Origin of the sequence: Pelagimonas phthalicica (genome assembly GCF_004364805.1) — a bacterium.
GTDB classification, from domain to species: Bacteria; Pseudomonadota; Alphaproteobacteria; order Rhodobacterales; family Rhodobacteraceae; genus Pelagimonas; species Pelagimonas phthalicica.
This window is the reverse complement of the sequence record NZ_SOAP01000001.1, coordinates 637887-656761: the sequence shown is the minus strand read 5'-3', so window position 1 is coordinate 656761 and position 18875 is coordinate 637887. Positions and strand designations below refer to the sequence as shown.

The window sequence follows — 18875 nt, the reverse complement described above, 5'->3', positions numbered from 1 at the left end:
GGGGAACAGGGGGCAGAATGACCTTTGGGTATAAACGGTTTTGTGTAAGCGGCGCGATAGCCGTGTCTGTTTTGGTCTCCTCTGCCTCGGCCAGTTGGGCCGAAAACCTCGCAGATACGCTGGTTGCGGCCTACAAGCATTCCGGTCTGATTGAACAGAACCGGGCGGTCTTGCGCGCCGCTGATGAAGGCGTTGCTCAGGCCATGGCGGATTTGCGCCCTGTTTTGTCCTGGTCTGCCGGCGTGCAAAGGACGTTTGGCAAAGCGAGGAATTACCAGCAAGTAGCGACCCTGCCCGATTTTCCCTTCACGCCCATTCGTGATTATCGCACGACGGGTTTCGCCTCTCATGAGGCGACATTGCGGTTGCTTGCGTCTCTGACACTCTATGCCGGTGGTAGCAACCGGCTGAGGGTTGAAGCCGCCAAGGAAACCGTACTGGCGACGCGAGCGGATTTGTTGGCCATTGAGCAGCAGGTTTTGTTCCGCGCGGTTGGTGCATTTATGGAGATGCGGCGCGCCTATGACACCGTTGCCTTGCGTCAAAATGGCGTGCGGGTCATCCAACAAGAGGTGCGGGCGGCCAAAGACCGTTTTGAAGTTGGCGAGGTCACGCGGACAGATGTGGCTTTGGCCCAGGCGCGTTTGGCGCAGGGGGAATCGGCCTTGGCTGCCGCCAAAGGGCAGCTTGTGATTGCACAAGAGGAATTCCGGGCGGCAGTCGGACGCAAACCGGGCAATCTGCAAACGCCCAAAGGCGCACCGCGCTTGCCGCGGTCCGTTGATGCGGCCAAGAAACAGGCGGTTCGGTCTCATCCTGACATGATTTCGGTTCAACATCAGGTGGCTGGCGCGGAATTGGCCATCAATATCGCCGAAGCTTCGCTCAAGCCGCGCGTGACGCTGGATGGCAGCTACGGTGTGACGACAGATGATGACGACACCAATCGCTATACGCGCTCGGGTACAATCGGGTTGAACGCCACCGGGACAATCTATTCCGGGGGCAAGATCCGTTCGGCGATCCGCGAGGCACGTGCCAATCGTGACCGTGCACGCGGCGGGCTGCATGTGGTGCGCCATGCTGTGATCCAGAATGTCGGCAATTCCTATGTCCAATTGGACGTGGCCCGCGCCAGCCGCGAGGCGTTTGAGGCGCAGGTTCGCGCGGCTCAGGTTGCGTTCCGCGGTGTGCGCGAAGAGGCCAAGCTGGGCGCGCGTACGACTCTGGATGTTCTGGATGCAGAGCAGGATCTGATCGATGCACGCACCAACCTGATTTCTGCGCAAGTGGATGAAGTTGTGGCCTCCTATGCCATTCTTGCATCACTGGGTCAGTTGACCGCTGAGGCGTTGCACTTGGACGTGCCACAATATGATGCGGCTGAGTATTATAACTTGGTCAAATCTGCGCCATCTGCGACTTCAAAGCAGGGTCGAGAGCTGGATCGCGTGCTTCGCGCGATGGGAAAAGAGTAACTTTTTCAGCATCTGTTGTCTGAATCAGGCTCACCGGGTACAGTTATGCCCGAGGCGAGCGTGGTACAAAGAATGACCGACCCTGTTACGAATGTAGAAATTGAGGATGTTCTGTCCTCTATCCGACGGCTGGTATCGGATGATGCGCGGGTTATGAAACCTGTGCAGAATCCTGTGAAACAACCTGAAAAACTGGTTCTGACCCCGGCTTTGCGGGTGAGCGATGATGATCTGGCACCTGTCTCACCCGAAGACAGGGATGTCTCAGATGATGCGCCGAAATCCGAGGCCGACACAGCCGAATCGCAAGATGATGATACGCCGATCCTGTTGACGGATCTGGCCCCCCTTGTCGAAGAGGCCGCGCCAGAGGGCGTTGCTCTTGATGATGTCATCGAAGAGCAAGATGTAGACCCTGAGAGTGACGAGGCTCATTTAGACGTCGAACCGGATGAGCCTGCAGAGCCTGAGATTGACGAAGACGCTGACGAGGCGGCGGCTTCGGCAGTGGATGAGCTGAAGGCCGGGTTGGAGGACGAGGCTGAAACCGCCGATGAAGATCTGATCGACGACGGGGCCTTGCTGCAAATCGTTGAGCAAGAGGTTGGCGAAGCCCTTGCCGAAATGGTCGCTCCAGATGACGTGGAGGCCGAAGACCTAGATGCGGCTGAGGAGGTAAGCCAACCGGACAGCTATACGCAGGCCGCGCAGATTGAAAACCTGCACGAAGCTCTGAACGACGTCCTGGGCGGAGAGGCTGAGGATGTGGTTGGTCAGGAAGAGGAGGTCGAGCCGCCGGTTTCTGCGACTGATGACAGCCTTGAGGATAAGATCGCCGCGCTTGAGGCCTTGGTCGGTCGGGATCACGCCCAGGATTGGGAACCAGAGGACCCCGCTAGCGATGCCGAGGCCCCGATTTTTCAGCGTTCATCCGAAGTTTTGGATTGGCAAGACGCAGCGGACGCAGATCAAGGTGTCGCCCAGGATGATGTTCACGACGATGTGCAGGCCGCTCGCGCAAAGGTAGAACAGTTGCCTGGGGGTGAGGGGGCTGACATGGCGTCCGCAGAACCTGTAGCAAATGCCGATAACCTGACAATTGACGAAACCGTTTTGCGCAGCATGGTGTCAGAAATTGTGCGTCAGGAATTGCAAGGCGCGCTGGGGGAGCGGATCACTCGAAATGTCCGCAAACTTGTGCGCCGCGAAATCAATCGTGTGCTGATGAGCCAGGATTTCGATTAAACCTGAGCGCGGATCTATTCCACGCAGTATCGGTGAAAACCAAGACCCGCTGACAAGAAAAGATGAAATAAAAAACGCGCCCAAAATGGGGCGCGTTTTTTGATACAGGAAAACCCTGGAAAATCAGGCGGCTTCTGCCTGTTGTGCTGCATTGCGGCGCTCGCTCTCTTCACGCGAAAGCGCGACAGAGGTGCGGACACCTTTGGACACAAACTCCATCAAACCAGAAACAACACGTTCGTTCGGATCAATACCCGCGCAGGACAACACTTCGCGACCATCGCGCGAGCGTGCCCAACGGGCGATCTGTTCCGGACCGTTGCCGTATTTCTTGTCGTCAGCGATTGCGTCGTCTAGGGCAGCCAACACCACTGCTGCGAACAGCTTGCGAGCGCGATTACCTTGCTCTGCATTAAAAGCGGTGCCGTCAACGAAATCTCTCATATCTCGACCTTTGATTATTGCTCTTGTCTTTTTCGGCGTGAGGGCGTGTATGACCTATTCATACCGATTCGGGTACCCCATAGTTGCATAGCACCCATTCCGTTAACGCATAGCTTCGAAAAGGCGACCACGACATATCGTTGCCTTGCTTTGGCGGAACCTGCCAGATATAGGATGCGTCAAAGTTTCATCAACCTTTTGACAAGGTTTTGCTATGCCAAAGATCAACGGAAATGAAATCCGGCCCGGAAATGTACTTGAACATAACGGCGGCTTGTGGGCCGCTGTCAAAGTCGACCATGTGAAGCCCGGAAAAGGCGGTGCTTTTGCACAGGTCGAGCTGCGCAATCTGCGCAACGGTTCCAAGCTGAACGAACGTTTCCGCAGCGCCGACAAGGTCGAGCGCGTGCGCCTGGAACAAAAGGACATGCAGTTCCTTTATGAGGATGCTGGTCAGCTGATCTTTATGGATACCGAAACCTATGATCAGGTTCAGATCGCGTCCGAAATCCTGGGCGACCGCCGCCCGTTTCTGCAGGACGGCATGACCATCGTTGTGGAGTTCCACGAGGCCGAAGCGCTGAACGCCACCGTGCCGCAAAAGGTCACCTGTGTGGTCGAAGAGACCGAGCCAGTGGTTAAAGGTCAGACCGCAGCGAACAGCTTTAAACCGGCTGTGCTGGACAATGGTGTGCGCATCTCGGTGCCGCCATTCATCGCGCAGGGTGAATCCATCGTGGTGAACACCGAAACCATGTCGTATTCCGAGCGCGCCTGACCTCGGGGACCGCGCGCATATCCCCCGAAAAGCTGGGGGAGTGGGATTGAAAGAACAAAGCCTCCGGCACTTGGCCCGGAGGCTTTTTTGATGATTGTGATCAATCCGACCCTAGATGAGGTGCTGCCGCTGTTCCGCGCGCTGCACAATTTCCACGTGTGTCTGTCACCGCATATTTACCATGCCGAAGGGGCGGATGAGGCCTACCTGGATATCTTGCGCTCAGCCTTGTCAGAAGGGGGCAGAATCTATGCGGTCGACGCGGGGTGGGGATTGGTGGCTTACTTGCTCGCTTTGCAAGAGGACCGAACGCAGAATGGCCTGCGCCGTGGCGGTCGTCGGATCAAGATCGACCATCTCTATATCGCTCCGACCCATCGAGGCTTGGGTCTGGGGCACCAACTGGTGGCGCGGATGGAACAGGATATGCGTGATCAGGGGATCAGCCGTTGGGTCGTGTCCCAGGACGCGACCAACTTGCCTGCGACGGATTTCTATCGCTCGGTCGGGGCGGTGGACCGGGCTTTGATGTTGGAGAAATACCTGTAGGGGGCAGGGGCGCTGCCTCATCCAGAGCAGGCTCGGGACTCACCGGGATATTTTTGGCCCAAAGAAACCCTGGGGTCACCTTGTGTAACGAAGCTTGGCGCTGCCCGCCTGCATGTCGCCCTTGGCGCGATCAAAGCGCAGATAGGCGATGGCGCGGTTGCCCGATTGTGTGAACAGGGTGCCCGCCGGTTTTTTGCCGGCCAAAATCTCGGTTCCGGCGGGGGCGTCGCCCTCAATTTCCACCACGGCCAGACCTTTGCGCAGCTCGGTCTTGTGTTTCATGCGCGCGGTGACCTCTTGGCCGACATAGCAGCCTTTCTTGAAATCGACCCCGTTCAGCTGTTCGAAGCCGGCTTCGAGGATAAAGGTATCAGGGGTCAGCTCGATGCCGCTTTGTGGAATGCAGGCGGAGACGCGTAGGGCGTCCCAGTCAACGTCTTGGCCGGGTTGCCCATCATAGGCGCGCCAGCCCAAAGTTGGGTGGCGCGGATCGGCAAAAGCGCCCTCTGGCGCGTCGCCCAACCCGCGCGTGACTGCAAGATCCGTTTCCTCAATCGTCACGTCTGAGCGCAGTTTATACATGCTCAGCGCCTGGATCAGCCCCGGTGCGAGATCGGTCGCAACGTCGAGCAGAACCGCGTCAGTATCGGGCACCAGAAAGAAATCGGCGCGGTACTTGCCTTGGGGGGTCAGAAGGGCGGTGTAGACCAAGCCCTCTGTCAGCTTTTCCACATCATTGGTGACGAGCCCCTGTAGAAAAGCCGTCACATCCTTGCCGCTGAGGCGCAGCACTTTGCGTGTGGTGTCGCTCATGATCGTTTCCTTCTGTCCGTGATTGCCATATAGGCCGGTAAAGCCCAAACGAACAGACCCCATGCGCGCCCCAATCTCCGTTATCATCCCGACCTTGAATGCCGCTGATCGGTTGCCGCTTTGTCTGGCGGCGTTGGGCGAAGGCCTTGCGGAGGGATTGATCCGGGAATTGGTGATCTCTGACGGGGGCTCAACGGATGGCAGTTTGAGGATTGCCGAGGCCGCCGGGGCCACCATCGTCACCGGAGAAGCATCGCGCGGCGGGCAGTTGCGGCGCGGGGCAGGGGCGGCAGAAGGGGCGTGGTTGCTGTTTTTGCATGCGGATACGGTGCTGTCCGAAGGCTGGACGTCGCATATCTCGGCAGCTTTGGCGCAGAACGGGGCTTATTACGGGTGTTTGCGCTTTGATGCTGCTGGGTTGGCGCCGCAATTGGTGGCGGGCTGGGCCAATCTGCGGTCTCTCGCCTTTGGCCTGCCTTATGGTGACCAAGCGCTGCTGATTGACCGTCAAACCTATGCGCGTGTCGGCGGGTTTGCTGATATTCCTTTGATGGAGGATGTGGTGATGGCCCGTGCGCTCAAAGGGGGCTTGAAGGGCTTGGACTTCCGTGCGGTGACTTCGGCGGAGAAGTATCAACGTCAGGGCTGGCTCAAGCGCGGAGGGCGCAATCTGTGGACGCTGGCCCGATTCCTGACCGGGGCCAAGCCCGAGGATCTGGCGCGCGCTTATCGAAAGTGATCTTAGCCTTGATCAAACTGGAGCCTGCACAGCTCTGCATAAGCCCCACCTTTGGCCAGCAACTCTTCATGCGTGCCTTCTTCGATGGCGCGGCCATGATCCATGACCACAATCTTATCAGCATTGCGAATGGTGGCGAGGCGATGGGCGATGACCAGCGTTGTCCGACCGATGGCGAGGTGATCCAGTGCGGCTTGCACTTTGGCCTCAGATTGGGCGTCAAGCGCACTGGTCGCCTCATCCAGCAAGAGGATCGGGGTGTCGCGCAGCAAGGCGCGGGCGATGGCCACCCGCTGGCGCTGCCCGCCGGACAGGTTGGACCCACGCGGCCCAACCCTGCTGTCGAGCCCGGTTTCTAAACGCGGCAAAAAGTCGGTGATCGAGGCGGCCTCAAGCGCATTTTGCAACTGCTCTTCGCTGACATTGCGGTCCAACACGATGTTTTCGCGCAGGGTTTCGTCAAACAGCAGCGCCTCTTGGCTGACGACCGAGATCATGCCACGCAAATCGTGCAAGCTCATTTCTGATGGGGCGATGCCTGCAATTTCGACCCGACCATCCTTGGGATCGACCAAACGGGTCAACAGGTTGAGAACGGTGGATTTCCCGGCCCCGGAGGCACCGACCAAGGCGGTGGTCTTGCCCGCCTCAGCGGTAAAGCTCAACCCGTTCAGGATCTGTGCATCACCGTAATCCAGGGTAACATCCTTTAACCGTATGCCAGGCACGCCCTGCGGGGCGCTCACTGGTCGATCGGGGTCGCGCAACTGTGATGGAGTTTCGAGCAACAGCTTGATCCGCTCAATCGCCGCCGCCGCCATTTGCCAGGCTCCGCTGACCGCGCCCAGCCGGCGCAGCGGCTCAAACATCTGACCGATGGCAGTGAAAAAGGTCATGAACTCGCCAACGGTCTTTTCACCACTCAGGATCTCGCCACCGGCCAGGTAAAGAATGCCGAAAAAGCCAAGCCCGGACATGATATCGATCAGCGTCGGCAAAGAGGCTTGCCCAGCCGAGGCACGCACTTCGGTCCGAACCCGGCGTTTTTGCAGCTTGGCATAGCTCTTGGATTGATAGGTTTCGAGTTGGTTGAGCTTAACCGGCAGGATTCCGTGAAAAACCTCATTCAGCCGCGTGGATTGGTCGGCGGCGACCTCGCGGGCATGGCGCGAATTGCGTCTGACATAGCGTTGCAGGAACGCCGTGGGGCCGATCATCAGCGGAAGGCCGATCAGGGCGACCAGGGTCCAGACCCAATCGGTCCACAAGGCAACGGCCAGCAAAGCAACAAAGGTCACGGCATCGCGGCCCGCACCCGTCACCAAGGTCCGCCAGACTTTGGCGATGCCCGACACGTCGCCATCCACCCGTTGGATCAAATGGCCCGGCCCATGGGCGGCGTGGAAATCCACGTCGAGTCGCATCAGATGGGTCAACATGTCCTGTCGGATATCCGCCATGGACCGCTGTGAGATCGCATTCAGGATCACCTTATGCGCCATGCTAACTAGGCCACGGCCCACAAAAATCGCAAAAACGGCCAGACCCACCCAGATCAGAGCGTTTTGATCCGCGCCAAGAAAGACATCGTCAAACAAGGGCCGCATCATCAAGGCGAAACTGGCGGTCAGCCCGCCCTCAAGCGCCATCAACCCGCCAGCCAGCAACAAAAGCCAGACATAGCGTTTCAGGTAACGGGTCCAAAGCCACCGAAACAAGGGCCAGCTGGCGGCCTCTACGTTTGGCTCGGACGGCGTGTCAGGCATTGGTCTGCTCAAGGGTCATCAGATTTTTGGCAATCTCAAGTTCCGGCACCTTGTTGTCCCAGCCTTCCTGAATGGACGTTGCGGCATATTCGGTGCGGATCCAATCTTCGAACCCGATGTCACCCAGTTGCAACCGCGCTTCGTAGACACACAGGATATAGTCTTGCACCCCGGTTTTGGTAAAGTCGAGATGGATGTATTTCAGGCTAAGCTGCTTCTTGGCTTCCTGAACGCTGGCCCCTTCGAAAATCATCAAATACATCGCCGCAACAAATCCGGCGCGATCAGCCCCGGATTTGCAGTGAAACATCATCGGACGTTCGGCTTCGCGCAGGGCGTCGATCACCGGGATGATCTTTCTCGCCGAGGCCGCGTTGCGCGCCCAGAGTTTGGCATTGACCAGGGCCAGACCCAACTGTTCGCAGCTCTCTTTTTCAAAGAGGTAATAAGAAAATTTGTCTTCGCCGCGCAGGTTGATGACGGTTTTGATGCCCATCTGGGCATATTTTTCAAACCGCGCATGGGTGGGTTGGTTCGAGCGCCACACATTTGGGGCAACTTGGTAAAAATTGGTCCAAAAGACGCGCAGAAACGCATGATCGAACAGGTGATAGTGCAGCTTTGCCCAGCGTCGGGCCGACGGGGTCGAAATATCCTTGCCAAAGGAGCGGCGCAGGCGGCGCTCGGCATCGTCGAGTTTCGTCCAGAGTTTCGCCAGCATCATACGTCCCTTAGCTTCAGATGCGCGGTTTAAGCCTTGCGCGCGCAACTGGCAAGCATTCGCGCTATTGACGATCCCTAACGCAGCGGTACTCTGCCCCAAAGTTGCCAGGGCCGACTTGTCGGGAATGGTCGCTGTTTCAAAGGATTTGCCAATGTCACTTGCCAATGGGCGCCTTCACATGGCCCTGCCGGGGCCTTCTGTTATGCCGGATGCGGTTTTGCAGGCGATGATGCGGCCTGCGCCCGATATCTATTCGGATGAGTTGCGGGTGCTGACCGAGGGGCTGGTGCGGGATCTGAAATATGTCGCTCAGACGCAGCACCAGGTGGCGATCTACATAGCCAATGGCCATGGCGTTTGGGAGGCCTCGCTGAGCAATGTGGTGCAACCCGGTGACAAGGTTCTGGCCCCGGTCATGGGGGTGTTCGGCTTTGGCTGGGCGGAAATGGCGCAAAATCTTGGGGTTGAGGTCGAGCTGATCGATCACGGGCGTCAGACGCCCATTGATCCCGAACAGGTGCGCGCGGCGCTCTTGGCCGATAAGGGGCAACAGATCAAAGCCGTTCTGGCGGTGCATACCGATACTTCAACTTCTTTGCGCAGTGATATCAAAGCTTTGCGTCAGGTTCTGGATGAGGTTGGCCATCCGGCGCTGCTGATGGCGGATTGTGTGGCGTCCTTGGGTTGCGATGAAATGCACATGGATAAGTGGGGCGTCGATGTTCTGATCTCGGCCAGTCAAAAGGGGCTGATGGTGCCTCCGGGGCTGGGTTTTGTCTGGTTCAATGACCGCGCCATGGCGGCGCGTCAGGCGTTGGCCCGGGTGTCTGGCTATTGGGATTGGCAACCTCGGGTCGAGCCCGAGATCTTTTATCAGTATTTTGGCGGCACCGCGCCCACGCATCACCTTTATGCGTTGGAGGTTGCGCTGGGCATGATCAAAGCCGAAGGGATCGAAGCTGTCTGGGCACGGCACCAGGCACTGGCCCAAGCGATCTGGGCGGCGGTTGAGTATTGGGACAGCCCCATGGCGTTGAACGTCGCTGACCCCGAGCAGCGCTCTCATGCGGTGACAACGGTCAAGATTGGTGCGCCGGATGGCGACAGGCTACGGGAGTGGTGCAGCACCAATGCCGGTGTCACCTTGGGGATTGGCCTGGGCATGGGAACCGAGGCTGACCCGACCGGAGCCGGTGTGTTCCGATTTGGCCATATGGGGCATCTAAATGCCACGATGGTTCTGGGCATGTTGGGCAGTGTCGAGGCTGGGCTTGATGCCTTGGGTATCGCGCACAACCCGGGTGGGGTTGCGGCTGCGGCGCAGGTGATCAGCACAGCCTCATCAGTTTAGAAGGAGGCCCGGCAGGCCCGCGCATCCAAATTCCGTGCACGGAATTTGCAAAAGTTTTGTAAAACTTTTGTCAGCGCCTACCGCGCACGCAAAGCCAGGTATGGATGTCAGGTCTGGGGTTGCCGTGGGTCATCATCGCTGTCGTCTTGCGCGTTGATGCCAGCCGCCTCTCGTCGCAGGCCAAATTCGTAGCGGGTGATCAGATGGTTCAAGGCCGCACCAAGGATCATCACCGCCCCAATCCCCCAGGTTGACCAGATCACCAGAAAAATCCAAATCATATTGGCAAAGATCAAGATCAGATTTGCAACGGAGTTTGACCCGTTTACCTGCGGGCCAGATGGGCGAGGGTCAGCATCATGCATGGGACCGGCTCCTGTGATGGGCCAAAGGCTCGCGGTCCGAATGGGCTGCGGGCAGACATATGGCGTTGGCAGCGTGTGCCCCTTAGATTGCCCGTCAGGTGTCAATTTTTGGTTAAGCCCGAGCCTCAGCCGGTGTCGCGCGCTTTGGCCAAGGCTTTTGGCAGGGCGCGGGCAAAGGCGGCCATATCCTCGGGGCGACCGGCGCTGACCCGGATGCAACGATCCTGAGGCGCGACAAAAGGCATGCGCACAAAGACCCCATCCGCCACCAGATTGGCCAGCACCGCCCGGGCAAAGTCACCATCCGCCCCGCAATCAATCGTCACGAAATTGCTGGCCGAGGGAAGGGGCTCCAAACCGTTTTCCTCAGAAATCCGGGTGATTTCGGCCTTGGATTTCGCAACCTGAGCCAGGACATCCTGCAACCCGGTCTGATCCTTGAGCGCAGCAAGCGCCCCGACCTGAGCGGCCCGGTTCATGCCAAAATGATTGCGGATCTTGTCAAAAGCAGTGATCAGCGCCGGATGTCCGATGCCATAGCCAACCCGCGCCCCGGCCATGCCATAGGCCTTGGAAAAGGTGCGAAAGCGGATCACGCGCGGATCGTCACAGGCGATCTTGGGGGCAACGCCCTCTGGCGCGAACTCAATATAGGCTTCGTCAAGGATCAACAGGCAGCCCGCGGGGATCTGATCCAGCGCCGCTTCGATCTCGGCCCCGTTGACCCAACTGCCCATGGGATTGTCGGGATTGGCGAAATAGACCAGCTTGGCATCGACCTCAGCGGCTTTGGCCAGAAGCGCGGGCAAGTCTTCGCGATCATCGCAATAAGGCACCTTGTGCAACTGCCCACCAAACCCGGCCACATGATAGTTGAACGTCGGATAGGCCCCATCCGAGGTCACAACCGCGTCGCCCTGTTCGACCAGCAAACGCACGAGATAGCCCAGCAGACCATCAATGCCTTCGCCAACAATCAGGTTGTCCGGGGCGCAGCCAATATGATCCGCCAGCGCATGGCGCAGATCAAAGCTACTTGAATCACCATATTTCCAGATTTCTCCCGCCGCTCTCTGCAAGGCATCAACCGCCTTGGGCGAGGGGCCGAACATGTTTTCATTTGCTCCCAATCGCGCATCAAACGCCGCGCCACGGGCGCGTTCCTGCACTTCGGGGCCGACAAACGGCACGGTTTCAGGAAGCGAGGCGATCAGCGAGGGGTAGCGAGGTCCGGTCATGCCCGGGTTATTGGCCAAGACAGGCGCTTGGGCAAGGGGGAAGCCATGAGCGACGGGTTTGCGCAGCGGATTGCGGGAAAACCAGCACATCTTTGCCAGAAACCACGCCGCGATCAGATGCGCGCTTGACCCTGTGCGTGCAAACTGGTCAAGCGAAAGGGAGCAGCGAAAAGAGGCCAAGATGCCCAACGGGTCCGATAGCCCCAGAACCAGCAGTGTCAAAACCAGACAACCCGCGCCCTTCGCGCCTTATGAATGGATGATTGCCTGGCGCTATTTGCGCGCCAAACGTGCCGAGGGTGGCGTCAGCGTCATGACCTGGATCAGCCTGATTGGCATCACCTTGGCGGTGTTTGCCTTGATAGCGACCCTGGCGGTTCGTTCGGGATTTCGTGCAGAGTTTGTTGATACGATCCTGGGCAGCAACGCGCATCTGACCGTGTATCACATGCAGCGCCTTGACGAATATGACCGTCCCACGCGCACCCTGCCAGACTATGCGGGCATGGCCGAGGCGGTGCGCCAGGTGCCCGGCGTGACCCGCGTCGCACCTTTGGTCAAAGGGCAGGTCATGGCCAATGTCACGGGGGCCAATGCCGGGGTCGAGGTGTTCGGGATCAAGGCAGAAGACATTACCAAGATCCGCCGCATCGCTGATCCCGAAACCGGGCGCGGTGACTTAGCTCGCTTTGACGACGGGATCGCCATTGGCTCTGGCGTCGCTCTGACGCTGGGGGTCGGCGTGGGCGACACAATCAAACTGATTTCGCCAAACGGGGTGAAAACCGCCTTTGGCACCTCGCCTCGGATCAAAGCCTATGAGGTGGTCTATATTTTCACCGCTGGGCGCTATGACATTGATAAGACACGAGTCTATATGCCTTTTGCCGAGGCGCAGCTCTATTTCAATCGCGAAGGTGTCGCGGATGAGCTTGAGGTCATTGTCACCGATCCCGAAGCGGTTGAAACCCTGTCCACACCCGTGGCCCAGGCCGCTGGGGCCGGGGCGCTGATCTGGACCTGGCAGGATGCCTCGGGCGGGTTCCTGCGCGCGCTTGAGATCGAAGATAACGTGATGTTTGTGATCCTCTCGGTGCTTGTGTTGATCGCCACGATGAACATCGTGTCGGGGCTGATCATGTTGGTGAAAAACAAAGGCCGCGATATTGGGATATTGCGCACCATGGGGCTGACCGAAGGCTCCGTCATGCGGGTCTTCTTTATCTGCGGGGCCTTTACCGGGATACTGGGGACGTTGGCCGGGGTGATCTTGGGCTGCCTGTTTGCGATTTATATCGACCCGATCTTTGCCTTTGTGAACTACGTCGCCGGGGGCGGTGTTTGGGATCCATCCATTCGCGGCATCTATGCGCTGCCAGCCAAACTACAACTGGGCGATGTCCTGTCGGCAGTTGGCCTGTCCTTGGGCCTCTCCTTTATCGTGACAATCTTCCCGGCCCGCCGCGCGGCGCGGATGAACCCCGTCGAGGCGCTGCGCTATGAATAAAAATGCTGTCCGGGCGGTAAGCGCCCAAAACTTTTGCAAAAGTTTTGCAAATTCCGTCGACGGAATTTGGATGCGGTCCCTCGTTAAGGAGGCTGATCATGTCTGATCTCGTGTTGCGCCTGAAAGGAATTGAAAAGACCTATAACCGGGGCGAAGCGGGCGAGGTCCAGGTTTTGCGCGGTGCCGATCTGGAGCTCGGTCGAGGCGAGGTTGTGGCTCTGGTTGCGCCTTCTGGTGCCGGGAAGTCGACGCTGCTGCATATCGCGGGTCTGTTGGACACGCCTACGGCTGGAAGTGTGGAAATCTCAGGCGAGGCGATGCAGGGGCGCTCTGACCGCAAGCGCACGGCGACGCGTCGCTCTGAGGTTGGGTTTGTCTATCAATTTCACCATCTTCTGCCCGAGTTCACAGCCCTTGAGAACGTGGTTCTGCCGCAATTGGCCAATGGCGTCGGGCGCGGTGCCGCGCAGGCGCGCAGCCTTGATTTGTTGGACAGTGTCGGGGTTAAAGACCGGGCTGAGCATCGGCCCGGTGCCTTGTCGGGTGGGGAACAACAGCGTGTGGCCTTTTGCCGGGCCATGGCCAATGCGCCTAAACTGCTTTTGGCGGATGAACCGACCGGGAACCTTGACCCTGAAACCTCGGATCGGGTTTTTGCGGCCCTCATGGCGCTTGTGCGCGAGACGGGTCTGTCCGCCTTGATCGCGACCCATAACCTGGAGCTTGCCGCGCGTATGGATCGTTGTGTACATCTTGAGGCCGGGCTGCTGCGCGAAGGTTGAAGCTCAGGCGCGTTGTGTGATCCAAACCCCTAGAACCATAACAGAAATTCCCGCTGCACGCATCAGGTTGAGCGGGGTGACCTTGGCTCCGAACAACCCGAAATGGTCGATCGCGGCCGTGCTGATCAACTGGCCGAGCAGGACAAAAAACACCGCGTTGCCGACGCCGAATTTTGGGGCGACGAAGGTGATGGAGAGCACGTAGAAGGCGATCAGGACGCCGGCGAGGAAGAGGTGTTTGGGGGCAGCTACGGCCTCGGTCAGGCTGGGGCGGCCGAGGGTGAACCAGACCAAGGTTGTGCTGAGAATGGCTATGAAAAACAAGATCATAGCGGCGGAGACGGGCGATCCCAGCCGCACACCAAGCGCGGCGTTCAGGGCGGCTAAGACCGGGATGCCTATCCCGGCGGCGAGCATGGTTAACGCGTAATGAGTCATCGAAAATCCTGTTGGTTTTCATGGACTTGAGCATGGATTTGGGCGGTTGTCGAGGGGGCTGATGTAGATCAAGTCTGTCCAGTGTGGGGCAGAGTAGAATACAGCTAGGACAAGGACAAAGGGGGCGAGCTAAGATGCGGATATTATTGGGGATTTTTGGGGTCGCGGCGCTGGTTGGCGTGGTGGCCTGCGGCGAAATGGAGACGGAGTCCGAGCGGCGCGGAAAAGACCTTTACACAAGTTTTTGCGTTTCTTGTCATGGGGTTAGGGGTGTTGCGGATGGGCCGTTAGCACAAAGTTTACCAGTCGCTCCTGCCGACCTGTCACAACTCAGCGCCAGCAATGATGGCGTGTTCCCGACCGAGCGCGTCATGGTGCAAGTCTTTGGATATCCGGGGAAATTTCACCAAGGCCTGATGCCGGAATTTGGCCCCTTGCTCGAAGGGGAACAGGTGGAATGGGTGTCGCCCAGTGGCGAAAAGACCTTAACGCCCCGGGCATTGTTGGATATTGTCGCCTATGTCAAAACCTTGCAGGAGACGTAAAATGATAAGGGTTTTCAGTGGCTTGACCGCTTGTTTGGCCTTGCTGGCCTGTGTTGAGGCGGAAATGCCGCAAGCCTCTGATGGCAAAGCGCTTTTCATGGAAAACTGCGCGAGTTGCCACGGGGCGAATGGCAAGGGTGAGGGGCCTATGGCGCGGGCGATGGAAAAAACGCCCAAGGACCTGACGTTGATCCAAGTGCGTCATGGCGATAAATTCCCTAAATCCAAGGTGTTATCCACCATTGACGGCTATGCGCGCTCAGATATTGCCGGGCCGGGAATGCCGGAATTTGGCGCGCTGCTTGAGGGGGACCTGATCCCCTATGACAGCGGCGACGGGATCGAAACGCCAACACCGCGTAAGTTGTTGGCTTTGCTGGAATATATCGAGAGCATCCAAGAGAAGCGGTAAGGTTTGCGTCGGATTTGCGCGCGGAGTGGTGGGGTGAAACCCCACCCTACGTTAAGACGGCGAGCGGTGGTGGTAACGGGCCGCCCGGTCTAACCGCAACAGGGCAATCTGTACAAAACGCCCGGAGTTTAGGGTGGATTGCCCCGACCCGGGGAAGTCGGATCGGGGCGGTTATCCGTGCCTGAAAACGTCAATCAGGCGCGGATTCGCATGGTGGATGAGCCGTGCAAGAACAAGTGGTGCGCCGCAAGGATCACAACAGCGGCCCCAATGCCCACCCACATCACCAGCGCGGTTTTCCAAAGCACCAGCACGGCGACCAAAAGGCGGGTGGCCATTTCAAGCCGTGTCATCGCACCACGATCAAAGCGGGCCAGTGCAGAGGCCAGCAGGTAGAGCGCCAAAGCCAGGCGCAGCGCCAGACCGCCCAAAGCCAGCCAGTCGGTGGTGCCGGTGTAACCTTCGATCAATTGCTGGCGGCCACTCTCGTCAAGAATGGTCACGGCCTCTTCGATCAGCAACAGTTCGGGATACCAGGCAAAGACGAACGGGATGGTGAACATCACGATACCAACCCGCACAGCGGCAAACCCGGTGCGCATCGGTTCGGTTTTCGCGATGGAGGCTGCGGCAAAGGCGGCGATGGCCACAGGCGGTGTGATGGCCGAGGCCACGGCGAAGTAGAACACAAACATATGCGCGGTGAAAAAGCTGACGCCGAGATTGGCCAAAAGCGGGCCGAGCAGCAGCGCCACGTTCACATAGGCAGGCACAGTTGGCATGCCCATGCCGAGCAGGATCGCGCAGAACATGGCGCTGACCAGGGCGACCATCAGATAGACACCGCCGGTGATCGGGATGGTGAAGCCAAAGATCGTCACGGATTGCGCGTTTTCCAACCAGGCGGTGACGGCGCGGGTCAATTCTCCGGTCAGGCCGCTTTCATTAAGAAAGGCCGAGATGATCGACACCGCAAAGAGCAGCAGGAACAGGCGCGACAGCAGGATGCCGCCATCCGCCAGAGAATGCAGGATCTTGGATGGTTTGGCGCGGGTTTCGGGATCCAGGAACAAGAGCGGGATCAGCACGACAACCGCCCACCAACCAGCCGAAATCGCGTCACCCGTCGCGTTGACGATCAGTTGCACCACAAAACCGGGCAGCACGAGGGACAGGGGCCCGTTGGCCACGGCGTCTTTGTTGCCCAGCAGCAGGAAGAGGATCACCAGAATGGGCACAAAGATCATGATCACATTCAGCCAATCCTGGCGGAACATCTTGAGATCTTCGGGCACCTCCTCCATGGCGGCCACGTTTTCGCGCCGGGCCTGGAACATGACCGTCAGAAAGATCGAGATAAAGAAGGCCATGGCAGGCAGGAAGGCCGCCACGATGACCTTGGTATAGGGGACCGCGGTCAGTGCCACGAGCACAAAGGCGGCGACCCCCATCACAGGCGGCATGATCTGCCCGCCCGAGGAGGCTGCGGCCTCGACCCCGCCTGCAAAGCGGGCGTTAAACCCGTTGCGGATCATCATGGGGATGGTCAGCCGCCCGGTGGACAGCACATTGGTCACCGGGCCGCCGGTGATGGTGCCAAACAGCGCCGAAGACACAATGGCGGCATGGGCCGGGCCGCCACGCAGGCGACGTGTCAGGCGCACGGCCAGTTTGATCAGCGATGTCCCCCCGGCTGAGGTGCCAAACAGCGCGCCAAGGATCACATAGGGAAAGACCTGGTTCACGACGATATTCATGAACCGCCCCATAAACCCGTCCGGGGTGATAAAGACATTGGTCGCCTTTTGGATCGCAGCGGCGTGGGCATCGCCGCCATCTGCGCCGAGCTTGGTCAGAAAGAAATTGTTCGAGGAGAGATCGAACATCCAGACCAGCGCCGTGGCCACGGTATAGGCGACAACTACGGTGGCCACGATCACAAGCGGCGCGCCCCACATGCGGATATTATAGAGGAAGAACAGGCCGATAATGGTGAACAAGAGCGGCAAGATCCAGATGCCAAACCGGGCCTGACAGGCCGGAACCTCGGCGTCAAAGCTCATCCCCGGGATAACACCGGCGGCGCGTTGATTGGCCTCTTCGATCAGGCGCGCCCGTTCGCCGGTGATTTGATCGAACAGGCAAACCGCATCGTTTTCAACAAGGTAGCCCAGGGCACCAAGGGCGGCGGCCGTGACAAGGCCGATATCCAGCACCAGGCCCAGCCAACCGGGACGCCAGGGCAGCTGTCGATGCGACCACTCGGCCCAGGCACTGCCATGGATGGCCACGATCACCATCATCAGCAGGAAAATCGGCGGAAAGAAGTATTCCGGGGGAAAGCCGGACACGCGTAGAAAAGGCTGCCCGGTCAAGTCACGCATAAAGGCTTGTAGGCCGGGGATTTCGGGCATGGTGTTGATCATGCCGACAATCACAAAGGTGATGGCAAGCACCATGACGACCGTCTTGGCCAATGGGCGGGGGGTAATCGGATCTGTCATGTTTTGCTCGCGACGATGGGTTGTCCGGTCACAATGGGACCGGACAGCCAGATTTCAACTTGGGTGAGTGGGGTTAAGGGCGCAGGCAATCCGCGACGGTGTGCCCTTTGGCCTCAAAGGCGCGAATGGCACCGGGGTGCATCTTGATCTGAACCGCACCGCAGACGCCCTGCGACTTGCCGTCGATATCGGCAAAGGTCATGTTCAGATGCGGCCCGATGGGGGCGCTGGTCTCCATACGCTCCTGACCTTCAAGGAAGGCGGTGACGATGTTAAAGACCAGTTCTTCGTCCATGCTGGCCGGAACGATCTCGGCAAAGGCCGTGGCATAGCTGTCAAAGGTGTCGTCATCCACCACAACGGTCACATCATTGCCCTCATAGGCTTTGCGATAAACATCGATCGGAATCGAAACCGGTGCGTGGCCCGGCGCGTTGGCAATCTGCTGACCCAGCTCGCTGTTATAGATCTCGGAGGGGATATCGTGGATGGTGATGCCACCGGCTGCCGCGATGCGAATTTGGCGCGCCGAGGGCAGGCCATCGGGCGAGGTCCAGGCATCTACTTTGCCGCTGGTGATGGTGGGAATGGCATCGGGCCAAGGGGTCTGCACGCCTTCATAGCCTTCGCCCTCTTTCAAACCGGCCAAAAGCTGTACCGTGGCGCGGCCCGAGGTCAGCGCTGCCCCGCGTGGCGGGCCGTTCCAGATGCGCTTGCCATCCAGTTTGGTGATGTCGTCAATCGGGTTCGAATTGTAATAGGCGAAAATCTGGACCGAGGGTGCCATAAAGAAAATCGCCCGCACATTGCTGGCCAGCTCAGCGCCTTTTTCCGGACCCAGGCCCGAATAGGGGCCGATCCCCTTGGACATCAAAAAGGGCAGGATCAACGGGGCAGGGGCGATATCAAGGCGGCCCTCAGCCACGGCCTGCACCGAATTTGTCAGGGTCGCGCCTTCGGTCACCTGCAGATCAGCGATACCGGCATTTTGCAGGATCGAGGCAAAGGTTGTGTCGATGTAATGCGGGCTGGACCCGACGCTTGTTGTTTCAAGGGTCAAGGTTTCTGTCGCAAAAGCCGTGAGTGGCATGATCGCTGCGGCTGCCCCCAATATGGCGGATTTGAGCATGGTTTCCTCCCTGTTGCTCGCGCATCCCTCCTCCGAATGCGCGCCCCTGGTCGGGGTGTAATTAAAGG

19 protein-coding genes are annotated in these 18875 nt (G+C 58.8%); 10 read left to right on the top strand and 9 right to left on the bottom strand.

Annotated elements, in window-relative coordinates; translation table 11 throughout:
* The first annotated feature begins 17 nt into the window (after positions 1–17).
* Positions 18–1478, top strand: coding sequence for a TolC family outer membrane protein (locus CLV87_RS03205; RefSeq protein ID WP_099243476.1), 1461 nt, complete (start codon positions 18–20; stop codon positions 1476–1478).
* A 72-nt stretch (positions 1479–1550) separates the two neighbouring features.
* Positions 1551–2723 carry a hypothetical protein gene (locus CLV87_RS03200; protein ID WP_099243477.1) on the top strand — a complete coding sequence of 391 codons (1173 nt, stop codon included), beginning with the start codon at positions 1551–1553 and terminating at the stop codon, positions 2721–2723.
* Positions 2724–2846: 123 nt separating this feature from the next.
* Here the strand turns inward: CLV87_RS03200 and CLV87_RS03195 are convergent, their stop codons facing one another.
* The gene (locus CLV87_RS03195; RefSeq protein ID WP_099243478.1) at positions 2847–3167 is read right to left on the bottom strand and encodes a DUF6280 family protein; all 321 of its coding nucleotides are present in this window, start codon (positions 3165–3167) and stop codon (positions 2847–2849) included.
* 214 nt (positions 3168–3381) lie between these two features.
* Between CLV87_RS03195 and efp the strand changes: the two genes are divergently transcribed.
* Positions 3382–3945: an elongation factor P gene (efp, locus tag CLV87_RS03190; RefSeq protein ID WP_099243479.1), complete on the top strand. Its 564-nt coding sequence runs from the start codon at positions 3382–3384 to the stop codon at positions 3943–3945.
* Between the two features lie 90 nt (positions 3946–4035).
* A complete protein-coding gene (locus CLV87_RS03185) occupies positions 4036–4494 on the top strand; it encodes a GNAT family N-acetyltransferase (protein ID WP_099243480.1) in 459 nt (152 codons plus the stop codon).
* A 75-nt stretch (positions 4495–4569) separates the two neighbouring features.
* Here CLV87_RS03185 and ygfZ read toward each other — a convergent pair whose 3' ends face one another.
* On the bottom strand, positions 4570–5307 hold the full coding sequence (ygfZ, locus tag CLV87_RS03180; protein ID WP_099244823.1) for a CAF17-like 4Fe-4S cluster assembly/insertion protein YgfZ: 738 nt from the start codon (positions 5305–5307) through the stop codon (positions 4570–4572).
* Between the two features lie 61 nt (positions 5308–5368).
* Here ygfZ and CLV87_RS03175 point away from each other — a divergent pair, with 61 nt between their 5' ends.
* Entirely contained in the window at positions 5369–6046 is a 678-nt protein-coding gene (locus tag CLV87_RS03175) for a TIGR04283 family arsenosugar biosynthesis glycosyltransferase (RefSeq protein WP_099243481.1), read from the top strand.
* Between the two features lie 2 nt (positions 6047–6048).
* Here CLV87_RS03175 and CLV87_RS03170 read toward each other — a convergent pair whose 3' ends face one another.
* Both CLV87_RS03170 and CLV87_RS03165 read right to left on the bottom strand, forming a co-directional pair.
* Positions 6049–7812 carry an ABC transporter ATP-binding protein gene (locus CLV87_RS03170; RefSeq protein ID WP_099243482.1) on the bottom strand — a complete coding sequence of 588 codons (1764 nt, stop codon included), beginning with the start codon at positions 7810–7812 and terminating at the stop codon, positions 6049–6051.
* A complete protein-coding gene (locus tag CLV87_RS03165; RefSeq protein ID WP_099244825.1) occupies positions 7805–8533 on the bottom strand; it encodes a fused DSP-PTPase phosphatase/NAD kinase-like protein in 729 nt (242 codons plus the stop codon). Before CLV87_RS03165 ends, CLV87_RS03170 begins: the two co-directional genes overlap by 8 nt.
* A 154-nt stretch (positions 8534–8687) precedes the next feature.
* On the opposite strand from CLV87_RS03165, the gene CLV87_RS03160 reads away from it, so the two are divergent.
* Positions 8688–9887: a pyridoxal-phosphate-dependent aminotransferase family protein gene (locus CLV87_RS03160; protein WP_099243483.1), complete on the top strand. Its 1200-nt coding sequence runs from the start codon at positions 8688–8690 to the stop codon at positions 9885–9887.
* Between the two features lie 107 nt (positions 9888–9994).
* Here CLV87_RS03160 and CLV87_RS03155 read toward each other — a convergent pair whose 3' ends face one another.
* Both CLV87_RS03155 and CLV87_RS03150 read right to left on the bottom strand, forming a co-directional pair.
* Positions 9995–10252, bottom strand: a complete 258-nt coding sequence (locus tag CLV87_RS03155) for a histidinol phosphate aminotransferase (protein ID WP_235871817.1) — start codon at positions 10250–10252, stop codon at positions 9995–9997.
* Between the two features lie 125 nt (positions 10253–10377).
* Positions 10378–11490: a pyridoxal phosphate-dependent aminotransferase gene (locus CLV87_RS03150; protein WP_099244829.1), complete on the bottom strand. Its 1113-nt coding sequence runs from the start codon at positions 11488–11490 to the stop codon at positions 10378–10380.
* 181 nt (positions 11491–11671) lie between these two features.
* On the opposite strand from CLV87_RS03150, the gene CLV87_RS03145 reads away from it, so the two are divergent.
* Together CLV87_RS03145 and CLV87_RS03140 are read left to right on the top strand one after the other, a co-directional pair.
* Positions 11672–12997 carry a lipoprotein-releasing ABC transporter permease subunit gene (locus CLV87_RS03145; protein WP_099243484.1) on the top strand — a complete coding sequence of 442 codons (1326 nt, stop codon included), beginning with the start codon at positions 11672–11674 and terminating at the stop codon, positions 12995–12997.
* 98 nt (positions 12998–13095) lie between these two features.
* Positions 13096–13779 (top strand): ABC transporter ATP-binding protein, encoded by a 684-nt coding sequence (locus tag CLV87_RS03140; RefSeq protein WP_099243485.1) that lies wholly within the window; start codon positions 13096–13098, stop codon positions 13777–13779.
* A gap of 3 nt (positions 13780–13782) precedes the next feature.
* On the opposite strand, the gene CLV87_RS03135 is transcribed toward CLV87_RS03140, so the two are convergent.
* On the bottom strand, positions 13783–14217 hold the full coding sequence (locus CLV87_RS03135; RefSeq protein ID WP_099243486.1) for a DMT family transporter: 435 nt from the start codon (positions 14215–14217) through the stop codon (positions 13783–13785).
* A gap of 134 nt (positions 14218–14351) precedes the next feature.
* Here CLV87_RS03135 and CLV87_RS03130 point away from each other — a divergent pair, with 134 nt between their 5' ends.
* On the top strand, positions 14352–14762 hold the full coding sequence (locus CLV87_RS03130; protein ID WP_099243487.1) for a c-type cytochrome: 411 nt from the start codon (positions 14352–14354) through the stop codon (positions 14760–14762).
* 1 nt (position 14763) lies between these two features.
* A complete protein-coding gene (locus CLV87_RS03125; protein WP_099243488.1) occupies positions 14764–15174 on the top strand; it encodes a c-type cytochrome in 411 nt (136 codons plus the stop codon).
* A 194-nt stretch (positions 15175–15368) separates the two neighbouring features.
* Here the strand turns inward: CLV87_RS03125 and CLV87_RS03120 are convergent, their stop codons facing one another.
* On the bottom strand, positions 15369–17678 hold the full coding sequence (locus CLV87_RS03120) for a TRAP transporter permease (RefSeq protein ID WP_099243489.1): 2310 nt from the start codon (positions 17676–17678) through the stop codon (positions 15369–15371).
* Between the two features lie 73 nt (positions 17679–17751).
* The gene (locus CLV87_RS03115) at positions 17752–18807 is read right to left on the bottom strand and encodes a TAXI family TRAP transporter solute-binding subunit (protein ID WP_099243490.1); all 1056 of its coding nucleotides are present in this window, start codon (positions 18805–18807) and stop codon (positions 17752–17754) included.
* Positions 18808–18875: the final 68 nt, after the last annotated feature.

Coding starts and splice junctions, on each gene's coding strand:
- CLV87_RS03205 (WP_099243476.1), top strand. CDS start 18: ATGACCTTTGGGTATAAACGGTTTTGTGTAAGCGGCGCGATAGCCGTG.
- CLV87_RS03200 (WP_099243477.1), top strand. CDS start 1,551: ATGACCGACCCTGTTACGAATGTAGAAATTGAGGATGTTCTGTCCTCT.
- CLV87_RS03195 (WP_099243478.1), bottom strand. CDS start 3,167: ATGAGAGATTTCGTTGACGGCACCGCTTTTAATGCAGAGCAAGGTAAT.
- efp (WP_099243479.1), top strand. CDS start 3,382: ATGCCAAAGATCAACGGAAATGAAATCCGGCCCGGAAATGTACTTGAA.
- CLV87_RS03185 (WP_099243480.1), top strand. CDS start 4,036: ATGATTGTGATCAATCCGACCCTAGATGAGGTGCTGCCGCTGTTCCGC.
- ygfZ (WP_099244823.1), bottom strand. CDS start 5,307: ATGAGCGACACCACACGCAAAGTGCTGCGCCTCAGCGGCAAGGATGTG.
- CLV87_RS03175 (WP_099243481.1), top strand. CDS start 5,369: ATGCGCGCCCCAATCTCCGTTATCATCCCGACCTTGAATGCCGCTGAT.
- CLV87_RS03170 (WP_099243482.1), bottom strand. CDS start 7,812: ATGCCTGACACGCCGTCCGAGCCAAACGTAGAGGCCGCCAGCTGGCCC.
- CLV87_RS03165 (WP_099244825.1), bottom strand. CDS start 8,533: ATGCTGGCGAAACTCTGGACGAAACTCGACGATGCCGAGCGCCGCCTG.
- CLV87_RS03160 (WP_099243483.1), top strand. CDS start 8,688: ATGTCACTTGCCAATGGGCGCCTTCACATGGCCCTGCCGGGGCCTTCT.
- CLV87_RS03155 (WP_235871817.1), bottom strand. CDS start 10,252: ATGCATGATGCTGACCCTCGCCCATCTGGCCCGCAGGTAAACGGGTCA.
- CLV87_RS03150 (WP_099244829.1), bottom strand. CDS start 11,490: ATGACCGGACCTCGCTACCCCTCGCTGATCGCCTCGCTTCCTGAAACC.
- CLV87_RS03145 (WP_099243484.1), top strand. CDS start 11,672: ATGCCCAACGGGTCCGATAGCCCCAGAACCAGCAGTGTCAAAACCAGA.
- CLV87_RS03140 (WP_099243485.1), top strand. CDS start 13,096: ATGTCTGATCTCGTGTTGCGCCTGAAAGGAATTGAAAAGACCTATAAC.
- CLV87_RS03135 (WP_099243486.1), bottom strand. CDS start 14,217: ATGACTCATTACGCGTTAACCATGCTCGCCGCCGGGATAGGCATCCCG.
- CLV87_RS03130 (WP_099243487.1), top strand. CDS start 14,352: ATGCGGATATTATTGGGGATTTTTGGGGTCGCGGCGCTGGTTGGCGTG.
- CLV87_RS03125 (WP_099243488.1), top strand. CDS start 14,764: ATGATAAGGGTTTTCAGTGGCTTGACCGCTTGTTTGGCCTTGCTGGCC.
- CLV87_RS03120 (WP_099243489.1), bottom strand. CDS start 17,678: ATGACAGATCCGATTACCCCCCGCCCATTGGCCAAGACGGTCGTCATG.
- CLV87_RS03115 (WP_099243490.1), bottom strand. CDS start 18,807: ATGCTCAAATCCGCCATATTGGGGGCAGCCGCAGCGATCATGCCACTC.